The sequence below is a fragment of the Ruegeria sp. A5 genome (genome assembly GCF_056543005.1).
Genome location: NZ_JBQGAV010000005.1, coordinates 136799 through 155030, shown reverse-complemented (window position 1 = coordinate 155030; position 18232 = coordinate 136799). Strand labels below are relative to the sequence as shown.

Here is an 18232-nt window from a genome sequence, read left to right as displayed (position 1 = left end):
CAAATGATTCCGGTAGCGTTGTGGTCACCGTCGCGGTTCAGAACGTCTTTGACGCGCCAACCCTCGCATATCCTGAAACCGAGACCCCGGACCCGCTAGGTGCGGCCGTTGGTTCCGTTCGGGGTGCGCCTGACGGGTCGCAAGCTGCAAGTACGGCGAGGCAGAGGATCAGGCCGGCAGGTCTCATGCATTTTCTCTTTGTCATTCAGGACGTGTCAGATGCAGATGGGTGTGCAATCGGTAAATTGCAATTTTGGAGTTCAGAGCCCCAGATAAACACCCAGCCCACCGCGTCTGAGACCAACTCCAACACCGCCATAGGTGCCGCTGCTGCCTACGCCGACGCTTGCGCTCATGGTGGGCTGTATGGGTTCGCCATCGGCACCACACCCGGCCAAGGCCGCTGCGACCGCAATCAATAGCACCACCCGTCGTATCTGCATTACACCAGCGCCTTCCATCGCTTGATCTGGGCCCGCACCTGATCCGGTGCGGTGCCGCCATAGGATTGGCGAGAGTTTACCGAATTTTCGACGGTAAGAACAGAATAGACGTCGTCGGTGATGTCCGCGTGGACAGATTGCATATCCTCCAGCGTCAGATCCGGTAGGTCGCAGCCCTTGCTTTCAGCCATGGCCACCAGCGATCCAGTCACATGGTGCGCGTCGCGGAAGGGCAGGCCCAGCACGCGGACCAACCAGTCGGCTAGGTCGGTCGCAGTTGAAAAGCCAGACCCGGCAGCGGCAGCCAGGCTTTCGCGATTGGCGGTCATGTCCTTGACCATGCCTTCCATCGCAGCAAGTGCCAGCATCCAGTTATCTGCCGCATCAAATACCTGCTCTTTGTCTTCCTGCATGTCCTTGGAATAGGTCAGCGGCAGCCCCTTCATCACCATCATCAGGCCAGTATTCGCACCAAATATGCGGCCAACCTTGGCACGGATGAGCTCAGCTGCATCGGGGTTCTTCTTTTGCGGCATGATTGATGAACCAGTCGAGAAGCGATCAGACAGTGATACAAACCGGAATTGGGCCGAGGACCAGATTACCAGTTCCTCGGCAAAGCGCGACAAGTGCATGGCGCAAATCGAGGCGGTCGACAGGAACTCCAATGCGAAATCGCGGTCGCTGACAGCGTCCAGTGAATTGGCTGCGGGGCGGTCGAAGCCCAGCGCCTCAGCTGTCATCTGGCGGTCGATTGGGAAAGAGGTCCCGGCCAACGCGGCTGCGCCCAAGGGGGATTCGTTCATCCGGGCACGGGCGTCGCGCACGCGGGACAGATCGCGACCAAACATCTCGACATAGGCCATCATGTGGTGGCCCCATGTCACCGGCTGCGCGGTTTGCAAATGGGTGAAACCGGGCATGACCCAATCCGCCCCGGCCTCGGCCTGCGCCAAAAGCGCGCGGATCAGGGCCAGCAGGCCCGTCTCGGCGGCGTCCAACTGATCACGGACCCAGAGCTTGAAATCGGTCGCCACCTGGTCATTTCGCGACCGGCCCGTGTGCAGACGGCCTGCGGGCTCTCCGATCACCTCTTTCAGTCGCGCCTCGACATTCATGTGAATGTCTTCCAGCGCAGTCGAGAACTGAAATTCTCCGTTCTGAATTTCTGACAAAACGGTGAGCAGGCCTTCCCGAATGGCGTGCGCATCACTATCAGTAATAACGCCTGTGGCAGCCAGCATGGCGGCATGGGCGCGCGAGCCTGCGATGTCCTGGGCTGCCATCCGCTGATCGAACCCGATCGAGGCATTTATCGCCTCCATGATCGCGTCTGGACCAGCGGCAAAGCGGCCGCCCCACATCTGGTTCGAAGATTGATCGGTCATGAAAGAAAACCCGGAGTTGATATGCGCCTGTTACGTCTGATCCCCCTTTATATGGCCCTAGCGCTGGGTGCAAACGCCGCTTTGGCAACAGATGCGGCAACGCTTGGCCCATTGCGTGAGGGCAGCCTGAAGCGGCTGATCCTGCATAGTGAGCCCAAGCCGGTCAAAGTGGTCGATTTTGAACTAGAAGATGATGGCGGCACCGGATCGCTGGCCGACTACAAAGGCAAGTATGTGCTGCTGAACTTCTGGGCCACATGGTGTGCGCCGTGCCGCAAAGAAATGCCTCAGATCGCTGAACTGCAACAGGAGTTTGGCGGTGACAAATTCGAGGTTCTGACCCTGGCGACCGGTCGCAACACACCTGCCGGGATCAAGAAGTTCTTTGACGAAAACGGCATCGACAACTTGCCGCGTCATCAGGATCCGAAACAGGCGGTTGCACGCGAAATGGGAGTGATTGGCCTTCCGATCACTGTGATCATCGACCCCGATGGCAATGAGATCGCACGCCTGATCGGTGATGCAGAATGGAACTCAGACAGTGCCAAGGCGATAATTTCAGCGCTTGTCGAAGGCAATAGCTGAGGTCCCGCGCGCTCTTGCAGAAAATCTGTGTTAGAATGAGACCGGCCCCAACGGGCCGGTTTTCGTTTGCGACCGGAAGAAAGGGAGACTCCGATGAAACCGGTAGTTCTGTTGATTGGGCGGTTGCCGAATGTAATCGGCAACGTGGCACAACAACTGGATCACCTGCCGATTCAGTGGCTGGGCGCGCATGATCAGGATGAGGTGCGGCGGCAGCTGGACGCGGAACCGCGCATCGCCTGTGCGATCATGGGCGCGGGCCTTGATGACAAGATACGCGGAGAAATGGTTGGCATCATCGCCGCGCGAAGGCCCGATATCTGCATCCATCTCAAAGATCGGGCCTCTGGCCCTGACGGGTTAATGCCGTTTGTCGCGCGCATCGTCCAGCATGAGATTCTGGAAAGCCTGGAAAGCGGCTGACGCCACGCCACCTTTGACAGACAAATCGCCCGCTTGCAGGTTATCTGCAGGAGGATGGAATGCCGCTGGAAATACTATTGATCCTCGTCGTCGGCGGCATTGCCGGGGTCGCCTTGCTGCTGCATCTGACGGGCAAGTCACGCTTGCAAGTGCTGACGCCCGAGACAGCGCACGAACAGTGGCTGCGTCACTTTCCAGATGATTCCATCATTGACGTAACCGTTGCCCATGATGGTCACGCCGCCCTTATCCGAACCGAAACCGGAGCCGGTCTGCTGTGGTCCTTTGGTGCCGATACCGTGGCCCGCCATTTGCGAGATTTCGATTGGCTGGATCATCCCGAAGGCTTTGAAGTCCTGTTCCACGATTTCAGCACTCCTCGGGTCATCGTCCACCTTGATGAGACCGAACGCCAGCACTGGCAAAATCTGATGGATCCCGCATGACCGATCACATGAGTTTTCCTGACGCGGTGCAATGGGCCGTGCCCTTCTTCATCGCGGCCATTCTGGCCGAATTCCTTTGGATCGCGATCAAAGGCCGGGGCGGTAGGTACGAAACCCGCGATGCCTTGACCTCGCTGATCATGGGGGCAGGCAATATCGCCTCGGGTTTTTTGCTGGGCTTCATCGCATATGCGTTTTTCATGTGGCTGTCGCAGATCACACCGCTCAACCTAGGGACCTCGATCCCGGTCATCATCTTGTGCTTTGTACTGGACGATCTGCGGTATTACTGGGTGCACCGCTTTGGGCACCGCATTCGCTGGGTCTGGGCCAGTCATGTGAACCACCACAGCTCACAGCATTACAACCTGACAACGGCGCTGCGGCAGACCTGGACCTATACATTCACCTTCATGATGGTGGTACGTGCGCCGCTAATCTTACTAGGCTTTCACCCGGCGATGGTGCTGTTCGTCGGAGGTCTGAACCTGATCTACCAATTCTGGATCCATACCGAAGCGATCGGCAAAATGCCGCGCTGGTTCGAAGCCGTCATGAATACGCCCAGTCACCACCGCGCCCATCATGGGCGAAATGCGCGATATCTTGATTGCAACTATGCGGGTGTCTTTAACATCTGGGACAAGATGTTCGGCACATTTGTCCCCGAGCAAGAAGATGACAAGGTCGACTATGGGCTTGTCCACAATATCGGCACGTTCAATCCGCTGCGCGTGGCGTTTCATGAATGGGTTGGAATCTGGCGGGACGCCACCCAACCGGGCCTGTCCTTGCGCCAACGTCTGGCTTATTGTTTTGCCCCTCCGGGCTATAGCCACGATGGAAGCCGCGACAATTCCCAACAGATCAAGGCCAAGCACCTTGTCCGCCATCCGCAAGATCACGGCACACCGGGATTCGAGCAGTTCGGCACCAAATCACCTGCTTCCACAGCCAAGCGGGCCTAGGTCTCAAAAAGACCTTTTCTTTGCTTGAAATTTGGCACAAGCGCTCCATATCCCCTGAGATGTTTTAAGAGTGCATTTCCGGAGGTCCGCATGTCAAAGCTGATGAGAATTTCTACGATCACAGGTTTGCTGGGCCTCGTCATCACAATGACCGCCGCACTCAACGGAGCAATGCCCGCGCTATTGGGGCTGGGATTTGTCATGGCCGCGCTGGGACTTTTAGGAGCGCTTATCGGTGCAGCTGCTTCGCTGCGTCATGCATGGCAATCAACACACTGATCTTCCGCCCCACCACCTGCGATAAAATTTTGAGCGTTAACCCCGGTTTTACCTGTCTTCCCTGAAACTGGCCCCGGCCAAAATCATCGGGATCAGGGGAACGGTACGTCATGGGAAACAGGAAACGCGCAGACCTGCCCGAGGGATCGGACGACCCTTTGAGCGCCGCCGTCACTTCACGGGATCGATCGGTGGTACAGATGGCGACCGAAGCCGTAAAGCATAGACAATGCAGGCTGGCGTTCCAGCCTGTCGTTCAAGCACATCCTCCTCAGGGAATCGCGTTCTACGAAGGGTTCATCCGTGTATTGGATGAAACCGGCCGCGTCATCCCCGCGCGCGAGTTCATGCCACAGGTTGAGAACACGCCAATTGGCCGGGACCTTGATTGCGTCGCGCTTGAAATGGGGCTGCGCACTCTGATCCGCAACCCTGGCATCCGCCTGTCGATCAACATGTCCGCGCGGTCCATCGGTTATTCCAACTGGTCGCGTGTGCTGGATAGGTTTCTGAAAAAAGACGCAAGCTTGGGCGAAAGGTTGATTCTGGAAATCTCAGAATCTTCGGCGATGCAGGTGCCCGAACTGGTGGTAGATTTCATGGATCGCCAACAAGCCCGCGGTATCGCCTTTGCGCTGGATGATTTTGGGGCCAGTAACTTTGGCTTTCGCCACTTTCGTGAATTTCTGTTCGATGCCGCCAAGATCGATGGGCAGTTCATCAGGGGCATCAGCAGCAATCCCGACAATCAATCGCTGGCGCGCGCACTGATTGCAGTTGCGCGGGAATTCGAAATTCTTGTTACCGCCGAATCGGTCGAAAGTGACGAAGATGCTCATTTCCTGATCGCAAACGGTGTCGATTGTCTGCAGGGCTTCCTATATGGGGCGCCTTCAGTCACTCCGCCCTGGAGCTCGGAAAAAGCCGCAAAAACGGGCAGTTGATAGCAGCTGGTCGCGCGGAACACCGCCAAGGCTCACTCTGAGACAAGCTGTCCGTTGCTGCAGATGCAGCATTGCGTTATTGCAGAAGATGCTTGAGCGGGGGATCACGAGGCGCTCTTGCACCCGGAGAAGACTTCTCCTCAAACCGCGCCGTCAGATTTCCCACAGGACCATGACGGTAAAGGATTGACTTTATGACCAACGTAGTAATCGCATCCGCCGCACGTACGGGCGTCGGTAGCTTTAGCGGTTCGTTTGCGAACACCCCCGCACATGATCTGGGCGCTGCCGTCCTTGAAGCAGTTGTCGAACGTGCCGGGATCGACAAGGGCGAAGTAAGCGAAACCATCATGGGCCAGGTCCTGACTGCCGCCCAAGGTCAGAACCCAGCGCGCCAGGCGCATATAAATGCGGGCCTGCCGCAGGAAAGCGCGGCTTGGGGCATCAACCAGGTCTGCGGTTCGGGTCTGCGTGCTGTTGCTCTGGGTGCACAGCATATCCAATTGGGCGATGCCGACATCGTTGCGGCTGGTGGACAAGAAAACATGACCCTGTCGCCCCATGCCGCCGCCCTGCGCGCCGGTCATAAGATGGGTGACATGAAATACATCGACACGATGATCCGCGATGGTCTGTGGGATGCCTTCAACGGCTATCACATGGGTCAAACGGCTGAGAACGTCGCCGAGAAATGGCAGATCAGCCGCGATATGCAGGATGAATTTGCGGTCGCCTCGCAAAACAAAGCCGAAGCGGCCCAGAACGCTGGCAAGTTCGCCGATGAAATCGTGCCCTTCACCATCAAGACCCGCAAGGGCGACATCGTGATGGACAAGGACGAATACATCCGCCACGGCGCGACAATCGAAGCCATGGGCAAACTGCGCCCCGCCTTCGCCAAGGACGGTTCTGTCACGGCCGCAAACGCTTCGGGCCTGAATGACGGTGCCGCTGCCACCCTGCTGATGTCGGCTGAGAATGCCGAAAAGCGTGGGATTGAGCCCTTGGCCCGAATTGCATCCTACGCGACCGCCGGACTTGACCCGTCGATCATGGGCGTTGGCCCGATCTACGCTTCGCGCAAGGCGCTGGAGAAAGCTGGATGGTCGGTCGATGATCTGGATCTTGTCGAAGCAAACGAAGCCTTCGCAGCGCAAGCCTGCGCTGTAAACAAAGACATGGGTTGGGATCCGTCGATCGTAAACGTCAATGGTGGTGCAATTGCCATCGGACACCCAATCGGCGCGTCCGGCTGCCGGGTTCTGAACACCCTGCTGTTCGAAATGAAGCGCCGGGATGCCAAGAAAGGTCTCGCGACCCTCTGCATCGGCGGCGGCATGGGTGTCGCCCTGTGTGTGGAGCGTGACTAAGTGCGCTGAAAACTAAATACAAAAGGGCGTCCACTGGGCGCCCTTTTTTGTTACAATCGGATCATACCCCATAGATGCGACAATATCGCCGGACAGAAAGACAAGATCGATCACGAAACGATATTGCGCATCCTTAACGCTCAGAGTAACAGAATTACCAAGACGACTAAATTTGGAGGAGTCCTAAATGGCACGTACAGCACTCGTAACCGGCGGTTCCCGCGGCATCGGCGCAGCAATTTCCAAGGCGCTGAAGGCCGAAGGATACAATGTTGCCGCCACTTATGCAGGCAATGACGAAGCCGCCGCAAAGTTCACCGACGAAACCGGTATCAAAACTTATAAATGGAATGTTGCGGATTACGACGAATCCAAAGCGGGCATCGAAAAAGTCGAGACCGAGGTTGGCCCGATCGACATCGTGGTCGCCAACGCCGGTATCACCCGCGACGCACCGTTCCACAAGATGACACCTGAACAGTGGCATCAGGTCATCGACACCAATCTGACTGGTGTTTTCAACACCGTGCACCCGGTATGGCCGGGTATGCGCGAGCGTAAATTTGGTCGTATCATCGTGATCAGCTCGATCAACGGTCAGAAAGGCCAGTTTGCGCAGGTCAACTATGCCGCAACCAAAGCGGGCGATCTGGGCATCGTGAAATCTCTGGCGCAGGAAGGTGCGCGGGCCGGTATCACGGCCAACGCGATCTGCCCCGGTTATATCGCGACCGAAATGGTTATGGCGGTGCCGGAAAAAGTACGCGAATCGATCATCGGCCAAATCCCGGCTGGTCGTCTGGGTGAACCGGAAGAAATCGCGCGTTGCGTCGCCTTCCTGGCATCGGACGATTCGCAGTTCATCAACGGCTCGACCATTTCCGCAAACGGTGCACAGTTCTTCGTCTAAACCGACGACCTGAGAATGAAAACGGGCCGGTCCATCAAGGACCGGCCCTTCTTTTATCCCGTAAGATCACGCGCGCTGCGATCAGCGGGAACCGAATAGCCAGGACCAGAATCCTACAACCGCCTTGCCGCGCTCTTCATGCGCGCGGTGAATGGCGTTCTGAATGGCTGGGTTTGTTGTCATCTCGATCATGCTGAACCCTTCTCAATCAAGTTGGTTTTGTCTTGCCATTAACATGGCCTTTGATTTTAAATTGCACAAACGAGAGTTTTCGATCCTTCAGTTCAGAAAAACTTAACCGTCATGACCGACCGCCTGCCTCCGCTGACTGCTTTGCGCGCCTTCGATGCCGCCGCACGACATATGTCGTTTGCCAAGGCGGCGGAGGAGCTGAATGTGACACCTGCGGCCCTGTCCTTTCAAATTAAGTCGTTAGAAGAGCATCTGGGCCACCCCGTGTTTCGCCGGCTCAATCGCGCCGTCGAGCTGACCGAAGCTGGGCGCACATTGGCACCCGGAACAGCAGATGGCTTTGCCGCCCTGCAAGCCGCGTGGCAAGCGACGCGGAGGCTGCAGGATGAAACAAGCCTCACGGTTACAGCAGGCCCTGCCCTGACAGCAAAATGGCTGGCTCCGCGCCTTTATGAGTTCGCCCGTGCAAATCCGGGGATTGACCTGAAATTCTCGGCCACTCTGCGCAACATGGACCTTGAACGCGATGACGTGGACGTGGCGATCCGCTTTGGCTATGGGCCGGATGAGGGGCTCTATTCGGTTCCCGTCCGCAAGGAATGGCTGACACCGGTTATGACCCCGGAGCTGGCCGAACAATTCCCCACGCCTGCGTCGTTGCGCGACGCCCCCCTGATCCACGACGATTCGATCAGTTTCCTCAAGCCGCGTTGCGACTGGCCCGCGTGGTTCCGTGCGGTTGGATTGGATTTCACTCCGACCCATGGGGCGCATTTTTCGAACGCCGATCACGCCATCGACGCTGCCGTGGCCGGGGTGGGCGTGGTTCTGGGGCGGCGCGCCATGATCCTGAAAGACCTGACCGAAGGGCGACTGGTCGCGCCGTTCAAAGTGGCACTGGAGACCGCCGGGCGATTTCGTTTCCTCTGCCTGCAAGGGGCAGAGAAGCGACCGCAGATCGCAGCGTTCCGCGACTGGTTCATTTCCGAGATTGAAAAGACCGCGCATATATCGGATGAGTTTGAAATCATCCCTGTTGAGAAGGTAGCTGGTGAATGAGCAGAATGGGCGCGACCGCGATTGGTTTTGTCGCCGTTTTGCTGTGGTCTCTGCTGGCGCTGTTCACTGTGGGTTCGGCCCCGACGCCGCCTTTGTTGTTGAACGCGATCTGTTTTACCATCGGCGGTACGCTGGGTCTGATTTGGACATTCGCCAGCGGCGGGCTGGTTCAACTGCGCCGGGTCGCGTGGACGACATACCTGCTTGGATCAATTGGCCTTTTTGGCTACCACGCGCTGTACTTTTCAGCCCTTCGCATGGCCCCTGCAGCCGAGGCTGGGCTTATCGCTTATCTCTGGCCTTTGCTGATCGTTCTTCTGTCAGGTCTGCTGCCCGGAGAACATCTGAAACCTGGTCACCTTATCGGAGCCTGCCTTGGCTTTGCTGGAGCCGCCGTCATCATCACGGGTGGTGGCAGCGCAGGGTTTCAGGTCCAGCATCTGCCCGGCTACGGGCTGGCCTTGCTGTGCGCGCTTACATGGTCCAGCTACTCGGTTCTATCGCGACGGCTGGGTGATGTGCCGACAAGTTCGGTCGCGGTGTTCTGCATTTTGACGGCGATCGCCTCATGGGCCTTGCATTTCACGGTGGAAGAAACGATCTGGCCGCAAGGCACATTTGGCTGGGCCTCGACCTTTGCACTTGGCCTGGGACCGGTTGGGCTGGCGTTCTATGTCTGGGATATCGGCGTCAAGCGCGGGGACATTCAAATACTGGGCACCGCCTCATACGCGGCACCTTTGCTATCGACGCTTGTGTTGGTTCTGGCCGGGATCGCCGCCCCGTCCTGGGGCCTGGCGATCGCGGCCTTGTTTGTCACCGGTGGCGCTGCCATCGCGGCCCGCGCCAGCCTGAAGGCCTAGAACCTTAGGTCGACAGGCGCTCGATCTCTTCTTTTAGCTTCAGCTTTTGCTTCTTCAGCTGTGCGATATGGAGATCGTCAATACCAGGTGAGCGTTGCGCTTCTTCCACTTCAAGACCGAGAATTTCGTGTTTTTTCTTCAACTCCGTCAGATGTGCGCTCACGCTCATGGCGGTCCTCCTTCTCTGGTTTGTAAGTGTCACGTAAGAAGTTGATCACATCATTTCCAGCCTGTCACGCTGCAGACGCACGAAATCTATAATAAATCCGACAAATTCGGCTGGTCATTGCCGATCAGGCAAAGTGCCCGGTCAAATCCGCCCGATCGCGCAACACCGCCGAAACCTTTGGGGTATAGCTTTCGCCGTCTTCTACGTGCCGGTCACCGAGGTGCAGAATCAGCGGTGCGTGTAGCCGAAAGGCGGCGCGCCCGCCCTTTCTGGCACGCAAAATCACCAGCTCGGACGCGCGATCCGCACGGGGGGCCAGAGGTAGCACCTGAATCGAGCCCAAGCGGCCCGCGCACCCCGCAAGCATATCGGGCAGCCGGTCTGCCCTCTGGATCATGTGAAGATAACCGCGCGGCGCCAGACGTCGGGCGGCGACATTGATCCAGTCCTCAAGCGGCGTGTCTTCACCCAGTGCGATCTGCCGTCCCGCATCGGTGGCAGGGCTGTGCGCGCCTGCCCGGTAGTAGGGCGGATTGGCGATCACATGATCGAACTGTTCTTGTCGCAGATCATTCGGTAGTGCGTTCAAATCCGCCTCAACCACGGTGATCGCTGCGTTTTGTTCCGAATTGCGGCGGGCCAGATCTGCATAGCCAGCCTGCAGTTCAACCCCAGTTGCCTTCAGGTGCGGCACTCGCGCCATTAGGCACTGAATAGCAGCCCCTGCCCCGCAGCCCAATTCCAGCACCGACTGGCCAGCTTGTGCCGGCACCGATGCCGCCAGTAAGACCGGATCGACCCCTGCACGATATCCTGAGCGCGGCTGCCACAGACGCACACGCCCGCCCAGAAAATCATTGCAGGTCAGATCACTGTCGGAAAAGCTGCTCATCGCCCTAGCGGGATCTCGTTATCGCGCATGACCCGTTCGGCGCGGGTCAGATCATCTGCCCGCACCATCAGGCGACGGGGAAAGATTCCGATGCCACCTTCTAGGATGCTCATATTTACGTCCATCTGAAAGCAGTCTATATCCTCGCCCTCAAGGAGAGCCGTTGCAAAGGCTAGGATTGTCGGATCGGTGCTGCGCAATAGTTCTTTCATGGGGATGGATGTAAGGGCAAGGTGACAGGGATGTCGAGCCTTGTATCAGGAGAGTGATGAACGTCAGCACGATCTCGAAACCGCATGAGCGTCTGGCAGAGATGCTTGCGGGCGAAATGGCAGCAGTAAATACGCTGATTCGGACGCGTATGGCGTCGGAACACGCCCCGCGCATTCCCGAAGTGACCGCGCACCTGGTCGAGGCGGGCGGCAAGCGTCTGCGCCCGATGCTGACCCTGGCGGCGGCGCAGCTGTTCGGCTATTCAGGCGACCATCACGTCAAGCTGGCTGCAACGGTTGAGTTCATTCATACCGCAACCCTGCTGCATGACGATGTCGTAGATGAAAGCGGGCAGCGGCGCGGGCGACCGACGGCAAACCTGCTATGGGACAATAAATCCAGTGTTCTGGTTGGCGATTACCTGTTTTCCCGCAGCTTTCAGTTGATGGTCGAAACCGGTTCGTTGCGGGTTCTGGATATCCTTGCAAATGCGTCGGCCACAATCGCCGAAGGCGAGGTGCTGCAGATGACAGCGGCCACCGATCTGGGCACGGATGAAAGTGTCTACCTGCAGGTTGTGCGCGGCAAGACAGCGGCACTGTTTTCTGCTGCAACCGAAGTGGGTGGTGTGATCGCAGGCGCGACTGAGGCTCAGGTCAAGGCGCTGTATGACTATGGCGATGCGCTTGGAATCGCGTTCCAGATCGCAGATGATCTTTTGGATTATCAGGGCGATAGTGCGGCCACAGGCAAAAACGTCGGCGACGACTTCCGTGAACGCAAATTGACCCTGCCAGTGATCAAAGCCGTGGCTCAGGCAACTGCCGAGGAACACGCGTTTTGGGAACGGACGATCGGTCGCGGACGGCAGGAAGAGGGCGATCTGGATCACGCTTTGTCACTGATGGCCAAATACAGCACGCTGGACGCAACCCGCACGGATGCGTTTGGTTGGGCGGCCAAGGCCAAGGCTGCGCTGGCGCCTCTTCCGGATCACGAAATCCGCACCCTGTTAGGCGATCTGGCCGATTACGTCGTATCGCGCCTTAACTGAGCGTCGTTGCGCGGCACCACCAGCCGGGTTGGGCCGCGCCGATCTCATAGGCGGCAAAATGGGCTGCTTTGAGCGTTGGATAAAGTGCGAAACAGGTTGAGCCTGAACCCGACATACGAACCATCAACGCGTCTCGGGTGTCTTCCAACGCCGCTATGACCTCCGCAATATCCGGCGCTACAGATATTGCAGGTGCCTCTAAATCATTCCGCTGAACCTGCAACCACGTGGCGCAGTCTTCCGGAGTTTTGAATGCAGGGATCTTAGCAGGCATCGGTGCGTTGTCTCTGCTGTGCAAAGCGGAAAACACCGGGCCGGTGGGAACTTCAATACCCGGATTGACCAAAAGCGCCGGGAGGGGCGGCAACGCCATCGGCTCAATCTGTTCACCAATCCCGCGCATACGCGCTGCCGCGGCGTGTACGCATACCGGGACATCCGCGCCGAGCGACAGCGGCACGCTATCGGGCCACTCTCCCCCCTTCGTCACGGTGCGCAAAACCGCCGCAGCATCCGAGGAGCCGCCCCCGACACCGCCACCGTGCGGCAGTTGTTTGTTCAGATGAATGCGACCGGTCCAGCCTGCGACCTCGGCGGCCTGCCAGACCAGATTGCGATCATCGGTCGGTACGCCATTCGAAAACTCACCCGTGACCGACAGAGACAGCTCGGGGCCGGAACTGAGGCTCAACTGATCCCCAACATCGGCAAAGGCAACCAACGAATCAAGCAGATGATAGCCATCCGCGCGTTGGCCGGTCACATGCAGGGTCAGGTTGATCTTGGCGGGGGCAAATGCCTCAGCCTTCATTGGCGACCTTCAGGGGTTCTGCACCTTCCTCGGCCAGAACCGCATCCAATCCGACTTCAATCTTGCGGCGGATGCGTTCAGGATCGGCTTCGCCGTCGGTATCTTCAGGATCAATGAAAGACAGGGCTCGTTTCCACTGGAACTCGGCTTCACGCCCGCGACCTACGGCCCAGTAAACATCGCCCAGATGGTCATTTACCACCGGATCGACCGGCATCAGCTCAACGGCGCGCTCCATGTGGTCGACTGCTTCGTCGTACCGGCCCAGGCGGAACAACACCCAGCCCAAGCTGTCAACGATATAGCCGCTGTCAGGGCGCGCTGCGACGGCGCGTTCGATCATATTCAACGCTTCGTCCAATTTCTCGCGCCGCTCGACCAGCGAATACCCGAGATAGTTCAGCACCTGTGGTTGGTCCGGGTTCAACTCAAGCGCGCGGCGGAAATCGGCCTCGGCCTCTTCCCAGTTCTTCAGGCGTTCATGTGATATCCCGCGGGCATAATGCAGGAACCAATTTCCACCTGCACCCTCTTCCGTCAGGCCAATCGCCTTGTCGTAAGAGGTGACCGCTGCCGCGTAGTCCTCTTGCTGGCGCCGCAGGTCGGCCAAAGCTACATGCACACCGGGCAAATCAGGGCTTTGAGCGGCAAGGTTTTGCAGGACCTCGGCGGCAGCTTCTTTTCTGTCAGAGCGACTTAGGACCTCGGCGCGCCCCAGCTCGGCGGCATGATAATCGCTGCTGTCCGGAGGCACCTGCCGATAGACATCAACCGCCAGATCATATTGTTCCAGCCCATCCAACAACTCAGCGCTTAGCAAAAGCGCATCAATATGGTCAGGCCGCAGAAAGGCCGCGACGCGGGCATATAGCAGAACATAATCCTGCGCGGCCTCGGCACTCAGCGCAGCGCCAACGGTGAAGAAAACCTCGGCCATGCCATCCTGTGCAGAACGGACATGGGTAAAGGGCAGCGTTTCGCCATCAGACAGCCGGGTGACGTAACCTTCGATGGTCGGATCACTGCCGGCGGCAAAGACGTTATCCAGAAATTCCAGCGCATCGTCGTTGCGATCCAGCTGCGACAGCACTTCGGCACGCGCCAGCGCAGCCCGGCGTGAAAAACGGGCGACCAGGCCATCATCTGCGGCAAGGATCGCCTCGGCCCCCTCAAAGTCTCCGACTGACGCCAACGCCATGGCCTTGTGATAAAGTGCAAATTCTTTCAGACCTTCCTGCGTGGTAACAACGTCAAATTGTTCGATCGCTTTGGTCATGGCGCCTTGCCCCATATGAGCCCAAGCAATCATCAGGCCATCAACCAGCGGTCCAACCCCTTGCGTTTCAGGATCGCGGGCCAGAAATTCATCCAGCTTGCCATCTGCCACCAGATTGGCGGCGATCACCATCCGAGCGGCCTGGCTGGGCAGTTCATTTTCCTCGATAACTTCGGCGACGGTCAGGGCCCGCTCAATCTCACCCAAGGCGAGCCGGGCGACGACCACGTTTTCCAGCAGTTTCGGGTTTTGGGGATCAGCGCGAAGCGCCTGCGCATAGTAACGCTCGGCAGCGGGATAGTCGCTCTCATAAATCGCCTGACGCCCGGCCAGATACGACCCCGATCCGGTATCCGATACCGCAGGAAACGCGATTGAAGAACTGAGGATCACGGCCAGAGCCGCGCGTCGAACCAGGGAAACCACTGATAATCTGCCTTGCTGTCGTTGACTGACCGACAAGCTAGGGCTTTGCTGGGCGAGAGGCAATGGCAGAGCCTTCACGACCCTGCCAACGCCCGTGTTCTTGCCTACATATTGGGGTAGTTCGGCCCGTCGCCGCCCTGCGGTGTAGTCCAGGTGATGTTCTGGCTGGGATCCTTGATGTCACAGGTCTTGCAGTGAACACAGTTCTGGAAGTTGATCACGAATCGCGGCCCGTCTTCATCCTCGACCATCTCATAGACGCCTGCGGGGCAGTAACGCTGTGCCGGCTCGTCGAATTTGGGCAGGTTGACCTTAACCGGGATGTCCGGGTCGGCCAGTTTCAGATGGCAAGGCTGGCTTTCCTCGTGATTGGTGGCCGCAAACGATACGTTCGTCAGGCGGTCAAAGGACAGTGTGCCATCGGGTTTCGGGTAGTCGATGGGTTGATGCTTGCTGGCATCTTCGGTCGATTCCGCGTCGTTCTTGCCGTGGCCCAGCGTGCCCAACAGCGAGAAGCCCAGCGTATTGGTCCACATGTCCATACCGCCCAGTACCAGGCTGGCGGTCAGGCCGTATTTCGACCAAAGAGGTTTGACGTTGCGCACCTTCTTCAGATCCGAGCCGATTGCACCATCGCGAACGTTGGCCTCATAAGCGGTCAGCTCATCACCCGAACGCTCGGCCTTGATGGCATCATAGGCGGCCTCGGCCGCGGCCTTGCCTGACAGCATCGCGTTGTGGTTGCCCTTGATGCGCGGCACGTTGACCATGCCCGCCGAGCAACCCAACAGCGCAACACCCGGTGCGACCAGTTTCGGCATCGACTGGTAGCCACCCTCGGTGATCGCGCGGGCACCATAAGCCACACGCTTGCCGCCCTTAAGCAGGTCAGCCACCATCGGGTGATGCTTGAAGCGCTGGAATTCCATGTAGGGGTACAGGTGCGGGTTCTTGTAGTTAAGGTGGACCACAAAACCGACATAGACCTGATTGTTTTCAAGGTGATAGATGAACGACCCGCCACCCGCGTTGCTGCCCAGCGGCCAACCCATGGTGTGCGTGACCGAGCCTTCTTTGTGCTTGGCTGGATCAATCTCCCAGATCTCTTTCATGCCAACGCCGTATTTCTGCGGCTCTTTACCGGCAGACAGGTCGTATTTGGCGATGACTTCCTTGGACAGTGAGCCGCGCACGCCTTCCGACAGAAAGACATATTTACCATGCAGTTCCATGCCCGGTTCGGTGTTGGGGCCGTAGGATCCGTCTGGCTCCAGACCAAATACACCGGCTACAACGCCTTTGACTTCACCGTTCTCACCGTAGACCAGCTCGGAACAGGCCATGCCGGGGAAGATTTCGACGCCTAGTTCTTCGGCCTGCTCTGCCATCCAGCGGCAGACATTGCCCATCGAGACGATGTAGTTGCCGTGGTTGTTCATCAGCGGCGGCATCGGGAAATTGGGGATGCGGATCTTGCCAGCCTCGCCCAGCATGTAGAAATTGTCTTCATGCACAGGCACGTTCAGCGGGGCACCCTTTTCCTTCCAATCGGGGATCAGAGCATCCAGACCACAAGGGTCCAGCACCGCACCCGACAGGATATGCGCACCCACTTCTGAACCCTTCTCTAGAACCACGACGTTCAGGTCGGCATCCAGCTGTTTCAGACGGATGGCCGCAGACAGTCCCGCAGGGCCAGCACCCACGATCACCACGTCATATTCCATCGCTTCGCGTTCAATCTCGGCCATCGCGGGCTCCTTAGCTAACTTTCCGAATTGGCGCTTTCTTTATGCGGTCGGCGCAATATTGTTTCACGGCTGATTACATGGTCATAAAGACTTTGGTCAATCGAAACACGGCGTAACAACGCCGCTATTCGACACTTCAGGCTTCGGGTGCGTCCCCCATGAGGTATCTGGGACCGCTACCATGGGATTTGGCCCTGTCATCGGGGTTGTAAAGCTTGCATTTCGGCAGGCTGAGGCAGCCGCAACCAATACATCCATCCAGATTGTCGCGCAGTCGCATCAGCGTATCGACTCGCTGATCCAGATGCGTGCGCAGCCGTTCGCTGATACTCTTCCAGTCCTGAGGCGTCGGTGTGCGGTTCCCTGGCAAGCCCGACAATACCTCGCGGATCTCGGGCAAAGTCAGACCGAATTGCTGCGCGATCATCACAAAGCTTAGCCGTCGGATATCGGCGCGCTGATAACGCCGCTGCCCACCCGCGTTACGCCATGGAGATATCAAACCTTGCGCCTCGTAGTATCGGATCGCCGACACCGCCAACCCGGTGCGCCGGGCCAATGCTCCAATCGCCAGACCTTCCGAAACAACCATTACATCCTCCCAAAGAAATCTCTTGACCTAAAGTTAGGTTTAGAAATTACAGTGAGTCGGGACAAGCCTCAAATTGGAAGGAGAATCCCATGATGGCGACGCTGGAACATACTAATTTCACGGTCCGCGACCCAAAGGCATCTGCGGCGTGGATGCAGAAAGTCTTTGACTGGAAAACACGCTGGGAAGGCCCTGCCATTGCCGGTGGCTATACGGTGCATGTGGGCAGCCCGCATACCTATCTGGCACTCTACGCCCCCGGCGATCCCAAGCCATCAGGCGAAAGCAGCTATGATTACGTGGGCGGCTTGAACCATGTAGGTGTGCTGGTCGAGGATATCGACGCCACCGAGGAAAAGGTCCGCAAAGCGGGATTTGAACCGCACAACCACGCAGACTATGAGCCAGGCAAGCGGTTCTATTTCGAAGATGACAATGGCATCGAATTCGAAGTGGTTCAGTATGATTGAGATGCTTTGGCTTGGGCACGAAGCCAGCCGTTGGCGAAGTGGAGAATTGTTGGGACAGCGCCACAGGCGCACCCGCCCCCCGGAACGGCGGCGCTAAGTTGCGAGTTTACTGACAACGCACACCTCCCCTCTTGCAATTCACGCCTCATTTGGGTCAGGTAATTGCCAACCCATCCTTCGCCCCGACGCTATTGTGCGGCGGGGCGTAACAATTTCTGCGTGGACGACAAGACAATGGAAAAGATCCCCATGACGCCTTCGGGCAATGCCGCGCTCGAGGCAGAGCTGAAGAATCTGAAATCCGTCGAGCGCCCGGCGATCATCGAGGCGATTGCCTCAGCCCGCGAACTGGGCGACCTGAAAGAAAACGCCGAATACCACTCGGCGCGCGAAAAGCAGGGCTTTATCGAAGGCCGCATCAAAGAGCTTGAAGGCATCCTGTCGCTGGCAGATGTCATTGATCCGGCCAAACTGTCAGGGGCTATCAAGTTCGGCGCGAAGGTCACCTTGGTGGATGAAGATACCGACGAAGAAAAGACCTGGCAGATCGTGGGTGAGTATGAGGCCAATATCGAAGCGGGCCTTCTGAACATCAAATCCCCCATCGCCCGCGCCCTGATTGGCAAAGAAGAAGGCGACAGTGTCGAGGTCCGCACCCCCGGAGGCGTGCGCTCTTATGAAGTTCTGAATATCGAATACGCCTGA

Annotated in this window: 22 protein-coding genes; 13 read left to right on the top strand and 9 right to left on the bottom strand. The window is 57.9% G+C overall.

The window, feature by feature from the left end; translation table 11 throughout:
* Positions 1-260 precede the first annotated feature (260 nt).
* Both ACR0AY_RS13220 and argH read right to left on the bottom strand, forming a co-directional pair.
* The gene (locus tag ACR0AY_RS13220) at positions 261-443 is read right to left on the bottom strand and encodes an argininosuccinate lyase (protein WP_170395762.1); all 183 of its coding nucleotides are present in this window, start codon (positions 441-443) and stop codon (positions 261-263) included.
* On the bottom strand, positions 443-1831 hold the full coding sequence (gene argH, locus ACR0AY_RS13215; RefSeq protein ID WP_170513889.1) for an argininosuccinate lyase: 1389 nt from the start codon (positions 1829-1831) through the stop codon (positions 443-445). The genes ACR0AY_RS13220 and argH overlap by 1 nt, the downstream gene beginning before the upstream one ends.
* Positions 1832-1852: 21 nt before the next feature.
* On the opposite strand from argH, the gene ACR0AY_RS13210 reads away from it, so the two are divergent.
* From ACR0AY_RS13210 to yddG, 10 genes are all read left to right on the top strand, one after another.
* Positions 1853-2419 carry a TlpA disulfide reductase family protein gene (locus ACR0AY_RS13210; protein WP_170395758.1) on the top strand — a complete coding sequence of 189 codons (567 nt, stop codon included), beginning with the start codon at positions 1853-1855 and terminating at the stop codon, positions 2417-2419.
* A gap of 93 nt (positions 2420-2512) precedes the next feature.
* Positions 2513-2842: a hypothetical protein gene (locus ACR0AY_RS13205; protein WP_170395756.1), complete on the top strand. Its 330-nt coding sequence runs from the start codon at positions 2513-2515 to the stop codon at positions 2840-2842.
* Between the two features lie 59 nt (positions 2843-2901).
* Positions 2902-3288 (top strand): hypothetical protein, encoded by a 387-nt coding sequence (locus tag ACR0AY_RS13200; protein ID WP_170408353.1) that lies wholly within the window; start codon positions 2902-2904, stop codon positions 3286-3288.
* Entirely contained in the window at positions 3285-4256 is a 972-nt protein-coding gene (locus ACR0AY_RS13195) for a sterol desaturase family protein (RefSeq protein ID WP_170513886.1), read from the top strand. The genes ACR0AY_RS13200 and ACR0AY_RS13195 overlap by 4 nt, the downstream gene beginning before the upstream one ends.
* Before the next feature lie 90 nt (positions 4257-4346).
* Positions 4347-4535, top strand: coding sequence for a hypothetical protein (locus ACR0AY_RS13190; protein ID WP_170395750.1), 189 nt, complete (start codon positions 4347-4349; stop codon positions 4533-4535).
* Between the two features lie 110 nt (positions 4536-4645).
* Positions 4646-5479 carry an EAL domain-containing protein gene (locus tag ACR0AY_RS13185; protein ID WP_170513107.1) on the top strand — a complete coding sequence of 278 codons (834 nt, stop codon included), beginning with the start codon at positions 4646-4648 and terminating at the stop codon, positions 5477-5479.
* A gap of 194 nt (positions 5480-5673) precedes the next feature.
* Positions 5674-6849, top strand: a complete 1176-nt coding sequence (locus ACR0AY_RS13180) for an acetyl-CoA C-acetyltransferase (protein WP_170395746.1) — start codon at positions 5674-5676, stop codon at positions 6847-6849.
* A 187-nt stretch (positions 6850-7036) separates the two neighbouring features.
* On the top strand, positions 7037-7759 hold the full coding sequence (phbB, locus tag ACR0AY_RS13175; protein ID WP_170513883.1) for an acetoacetyl-CoA reductase: 723 nt from the start codon (positions 7037-7039) through the stop codon (positions 7757-7759).
* Between the two features lie 303 nt (positions 7760-8062).
* On the top strand, positions 8063-9010 hold the full coding sequence (locus ACR0AY_RS13170) for a transcriptional regulator GcvA (protein WP_170513880.1): 948 nt from the start codon (positions 8063-8065) through the stop codon (positions 9008-9010).
* A complete protein-coding gene (gene yddG / locus ACR0AY_RS13165) occupies positions 9007-9873 on the top strand; it encodes an aromatic amino acid exporter YddG (RefSeq protein ID WP_170423689.1) in 867 nt (288 codons plus the stop codon). The genes ACR0AY_RS13170 and yddG overlap by 4 nt, the downstream gene beginning before the upstream one ends.
* Before the next feature lie 4 nt (positions 9874-9877).
* Here the strand turns inward: yddG and ACR0AY_RS13160 are convergent, their stop codons facing one another.
* From ACR0AY_RS13160 to ACR0AY_RS13150, 3 genes are all read right to left on the bottom strand, one after another.
* Positions 9878-10042 (bottom strand): YdcH family protein, encoded by a 165-nt coding sequence (locus ACR0AY_RS13160; RefSeq protein ID WP_170395738.1) that lies wholly within the window; start codon positions 10040-10042, stop codon positions 9878-9880.
* A gap of 124 nt (positions 10043-10166) precedes the next feature.
* Positions 10167-10934 carry a methyltransferase gene (locus tag ACR0AY_RS13155; protein ID WP_170513877.1) on the bottom strand — a complete coding sequence of 256 codons (768 nt, stop codon included), beginning with the start codon at positions 10932-10934 and terminating at the stop codon, positions 10167-10169.
* A complete protein-coding gene (locus ACR0AY_RS13150; RefSeq protein ID WP_008755664.1) occupies positions 10931-11146 on the bottom strand; it encodes a putative signal transducing protein in 216 nt (71 codons plus the stop codon). Before ACR0AY_RS13150 ends, ACR0AY_RS13155 begins: the two co-directional genes overlap by 4 nt.
* 56 nt (positions 11147-11202) lie before the next feature.
* On the opposite strand from ACR0AY_RS13150, the gene ACR0AY_RS13145 reads away from it, so the two are divergent.
* Positions 11203-12201: a polyprenyl synthetase family protein gene (locus tag ACR0AY_RS13145; RefSeq protein WP_170513874.1), complete on the top strand. Its 999-nt coding sequence runs from the start codon at positions 11203-11205 to the stop codon at positions 12199-12201.
* Here the strand turns inward: ACR0AY_RS13145 and ACR0AY_RS13140 are convergent.
* The 4 genes from ACR0AY_RS13140 to soxR form a co-directional block, all read right to left on the bottom strand.
* On the bottom strand, positions 12194-13012 hold the full coding sequence (locus ACR0AY_RS13140; RefSeq protein WP_170513871.1) for a 4-(cytidine 5'-diphospho)-2-C-methyl-D-erythritol kinase: 819 nt from the start codon (positions 13010-13012) through the stop codon (positions 12194-12196). The genes ACR0AY_RS13145 and ACR0AY_RS13140 overlap by 8 nt on opposite strands.
* Positions 13002-14714 carry a tetratricopeptide repeat protein gene (locus ACR0AY_RS13135; RefSeq protein WP_170513868.1) on the bottom strand — a complete coding sequence of 571 codons (1713 nt, stop codon included), beginning with the start codon at positions 14712-14714 and terminating at the stop codon, positions 13002-13004. Before ACR0AY_RS13135 ends, ACR0AY_RS13140 begins: the two co-directional genes overlap by 11 nt.
* Positions 14715-14818: 104 nt before the next feature.
* Positions 14819-16465 (bottom strand): electron transfer flavoprotein-ubiquinone oxidoreductase, encoded by a 1647-nt coding sequence (locus tag ACR0AY_RS13130; RefSeq protein ID WP_170513865.1) that lies wholly within the window; start codon positions 16463-16465, stop codon positions 14819-14821.
* A gap of 136 nt (positions 16466-16601) precedes the next feature.
* Entirely contained in the window at positions 16602-17057 is a 456-nt protein-coding gene (gene soxR, locus ACR0AY_RS13125) for a redox-sensitive transcriptional activator SoxR (RefSeq protein WP_480454250.1), read from the bottom strand.
* A gap of 89 nt (positions 17058-17146) precedes the next feature.
* Here soxR and ACR0AY_RS13120 point away from each other — a divergent pair, with 89 nt between their 5' ends.
* Together ACR0AY_RS13120 and greA are read left to right on the top strand one after the other, a co-directional pair.
* Entirely contained in the window at positions 17147-17527 is a 381-nt protein-coding gene (locus tag ACR0AY_RS13120) for a VOC family protein (RefSeq protein ID WP_170513859.1), read from the top strand.
* Positions 17528-17761: 234 nt separating this feature from the next.
* Positions 17762-18232: a transcription elongation factor GreA gene (gene greA, locus ACR0AY_RS13115; RefSeq protein ID WP_170408364.1), complete on the top strand. Its 471-nt coding sequence runs from the start codon at positions 17762-17764 to the stop codon at positions 18230-18232.

What these genes read in the sequence shown, in the direction of transcription:
- ACR0AY_RS13220 (WP_170395762.1), bottom strand. Translation starts at nt 443, where the DNA reads ATGCAGATACGACGGGTGGTGCTATTGATTGCGGTCGCAGCGGCCTTG.
- argH (WP_170513889.1), bottom strand. Translation starts at nt 1,831, where the DNA reads ATGACCGATCAATCTTCGAACCAGATGTGGGGCGGCCGCTTTGCCGCT.
- ACR0AY_RS13210 (WP_170395758.1), top strand. Translation starts at nt 1,853, where the DNA reads ATGCGCCTGTTACGTCTGATCCCCCTTTATATGGCCCTAGCGCTGGGT.
- ACR0AY_RS13205 (WP_170395756.1), top strand. Translation starts at nt 2,513, where the DNA reads ATGAAACCGGTAGTTCTGTTGATTGGGCGGTTGCCGAATGTAATCGGC.
- ACR0AY_RS13200 (WP_170408353.1), top strand. Translation starts at nt 2,902, where the DNA reads ATGCCGCTGGAAATACTATTGATCCTCGTCGTCGGCGGCATTGCCGGG.
- ACR0AY_RS13195 (WP_170513886.1), top strand. Translation starts at nt 3,285, where the DNA reads ATGACCGATCACATGAGTTTTCCTGACGCGGTGCAATGGGCCGTGCCC.
- ACR0AY_RS13190 (WP_170395750.1), top strand. Translation starts at nt 4,347, where the DNA reads ATGTCAAAGCTGATGAGAATTTCTACGATCACAGGTTTGCTGGGCCTC.
- ACR0AY_RS13185 (WP_170513107.1), top strand. Translation starts at nt 4,646, where the DNA reads ATGGGAAACAGGAAACGCGCAGACCTGCCCGAGGGATCGGACGACCCT.
- ACR0AY_RS13180 (WP_170395746.1), top strand. Translation starts at nt 5,674, where the DNA reads ATGACCAACGTAGTAATCGCATCCGCCGCACGTACGGGCGTCGGTAGC.
- phbB (WP_170513883.1), top strand. Translation starts at nt 7,037, where the DNA reads ATGGCACGTACAGCACTCGTAACCGGCGGTTCCCGCGGCATCGGCGCA.
- ACR0AY_RS13170 (WP_170513880.1), top strand. Translation starts at nt 8,063, where the DNA reads ATGACCGACCGCCTGCCTCCGCTGACTGCTTTGCGCGCCTTCGATGCC.
- yddG (WP_170423689.1), top strand. Translation starts at nt 9,007, where the DNA reads ATGAGCAGAATGGGCGCGACCGCGATTGGTTTTGTCGCCGTTTTGCTG.
- ACR0AY_RS13160 (WP_170395738.1), bottom strand. Translation starts at nt 10,042, where the DNA reads ATGAGCGTGAGCGCACATCTGACGGAGTTGAAGAAAAAACACGAAATT.
- ACR0AY_RS13155 (WP_170513877.1), bottom strand. Translation starts at nt 10,934, where the DNA reads ATGAGCAGCTTTTCCGACAGTGATCTGACCTGCAATGATTTTCTGGGC.
- ACR0AY_RS13150 (WP_008755664.1), bottom strand. Translation starts at nt 11,146, where the DNA reads ATGAAAGAACTATTGCGCAGCACCGATCCGACAATCCTAGCCTTTGCA.
- ACR0AY_RS13145 (WP_170513874.1), top strand. Translation starts at nt 11,203, where the DNA reads ATGAACGTCAGCACGATCTCGAAACCGCATGAGCGTCTGGCAGAGATG.
- ACR0AY_RS13140 (WP_170513871.1), bottom strand. Translation starts at nt 13,012, where the DNA reads ATGAAGGCTGAGGCATTTGCCCCCGCCAAGATCAACCTGACCCTGCAT.
- ACR0AY_RS13130 (WP_170513865.1), bottom strand. Translation starts at nt 16,465, where the DNA reads ATGGCCGAGATTGAACGCGAAGCGATGGAATATGACGTGGTGATCGTG.
- soxR (WP_480454250.1), bottom strand. Translation starts at nt 17,057, where the DNA reads ATGGTTGTTTCGGAAGGTCTGGCGATTGGAGCATTGGCCCGGCGCACC.
- ACR0AY_RS13120 (WP_170513859.1), top strand. Translation starts at nt 17,147, where the DNA reads ATGATGGCGACGCTGGAACATACTAATTTCACGGTCCGCGACCCAAAG.
- greA (WP_170408364.1), top strand. Translation starts at nt 17,762, where the DNA reads ATGGAAAAGATCCCCATGACGCCTTCGGGCAATGCCGCGCTCGAGGCA.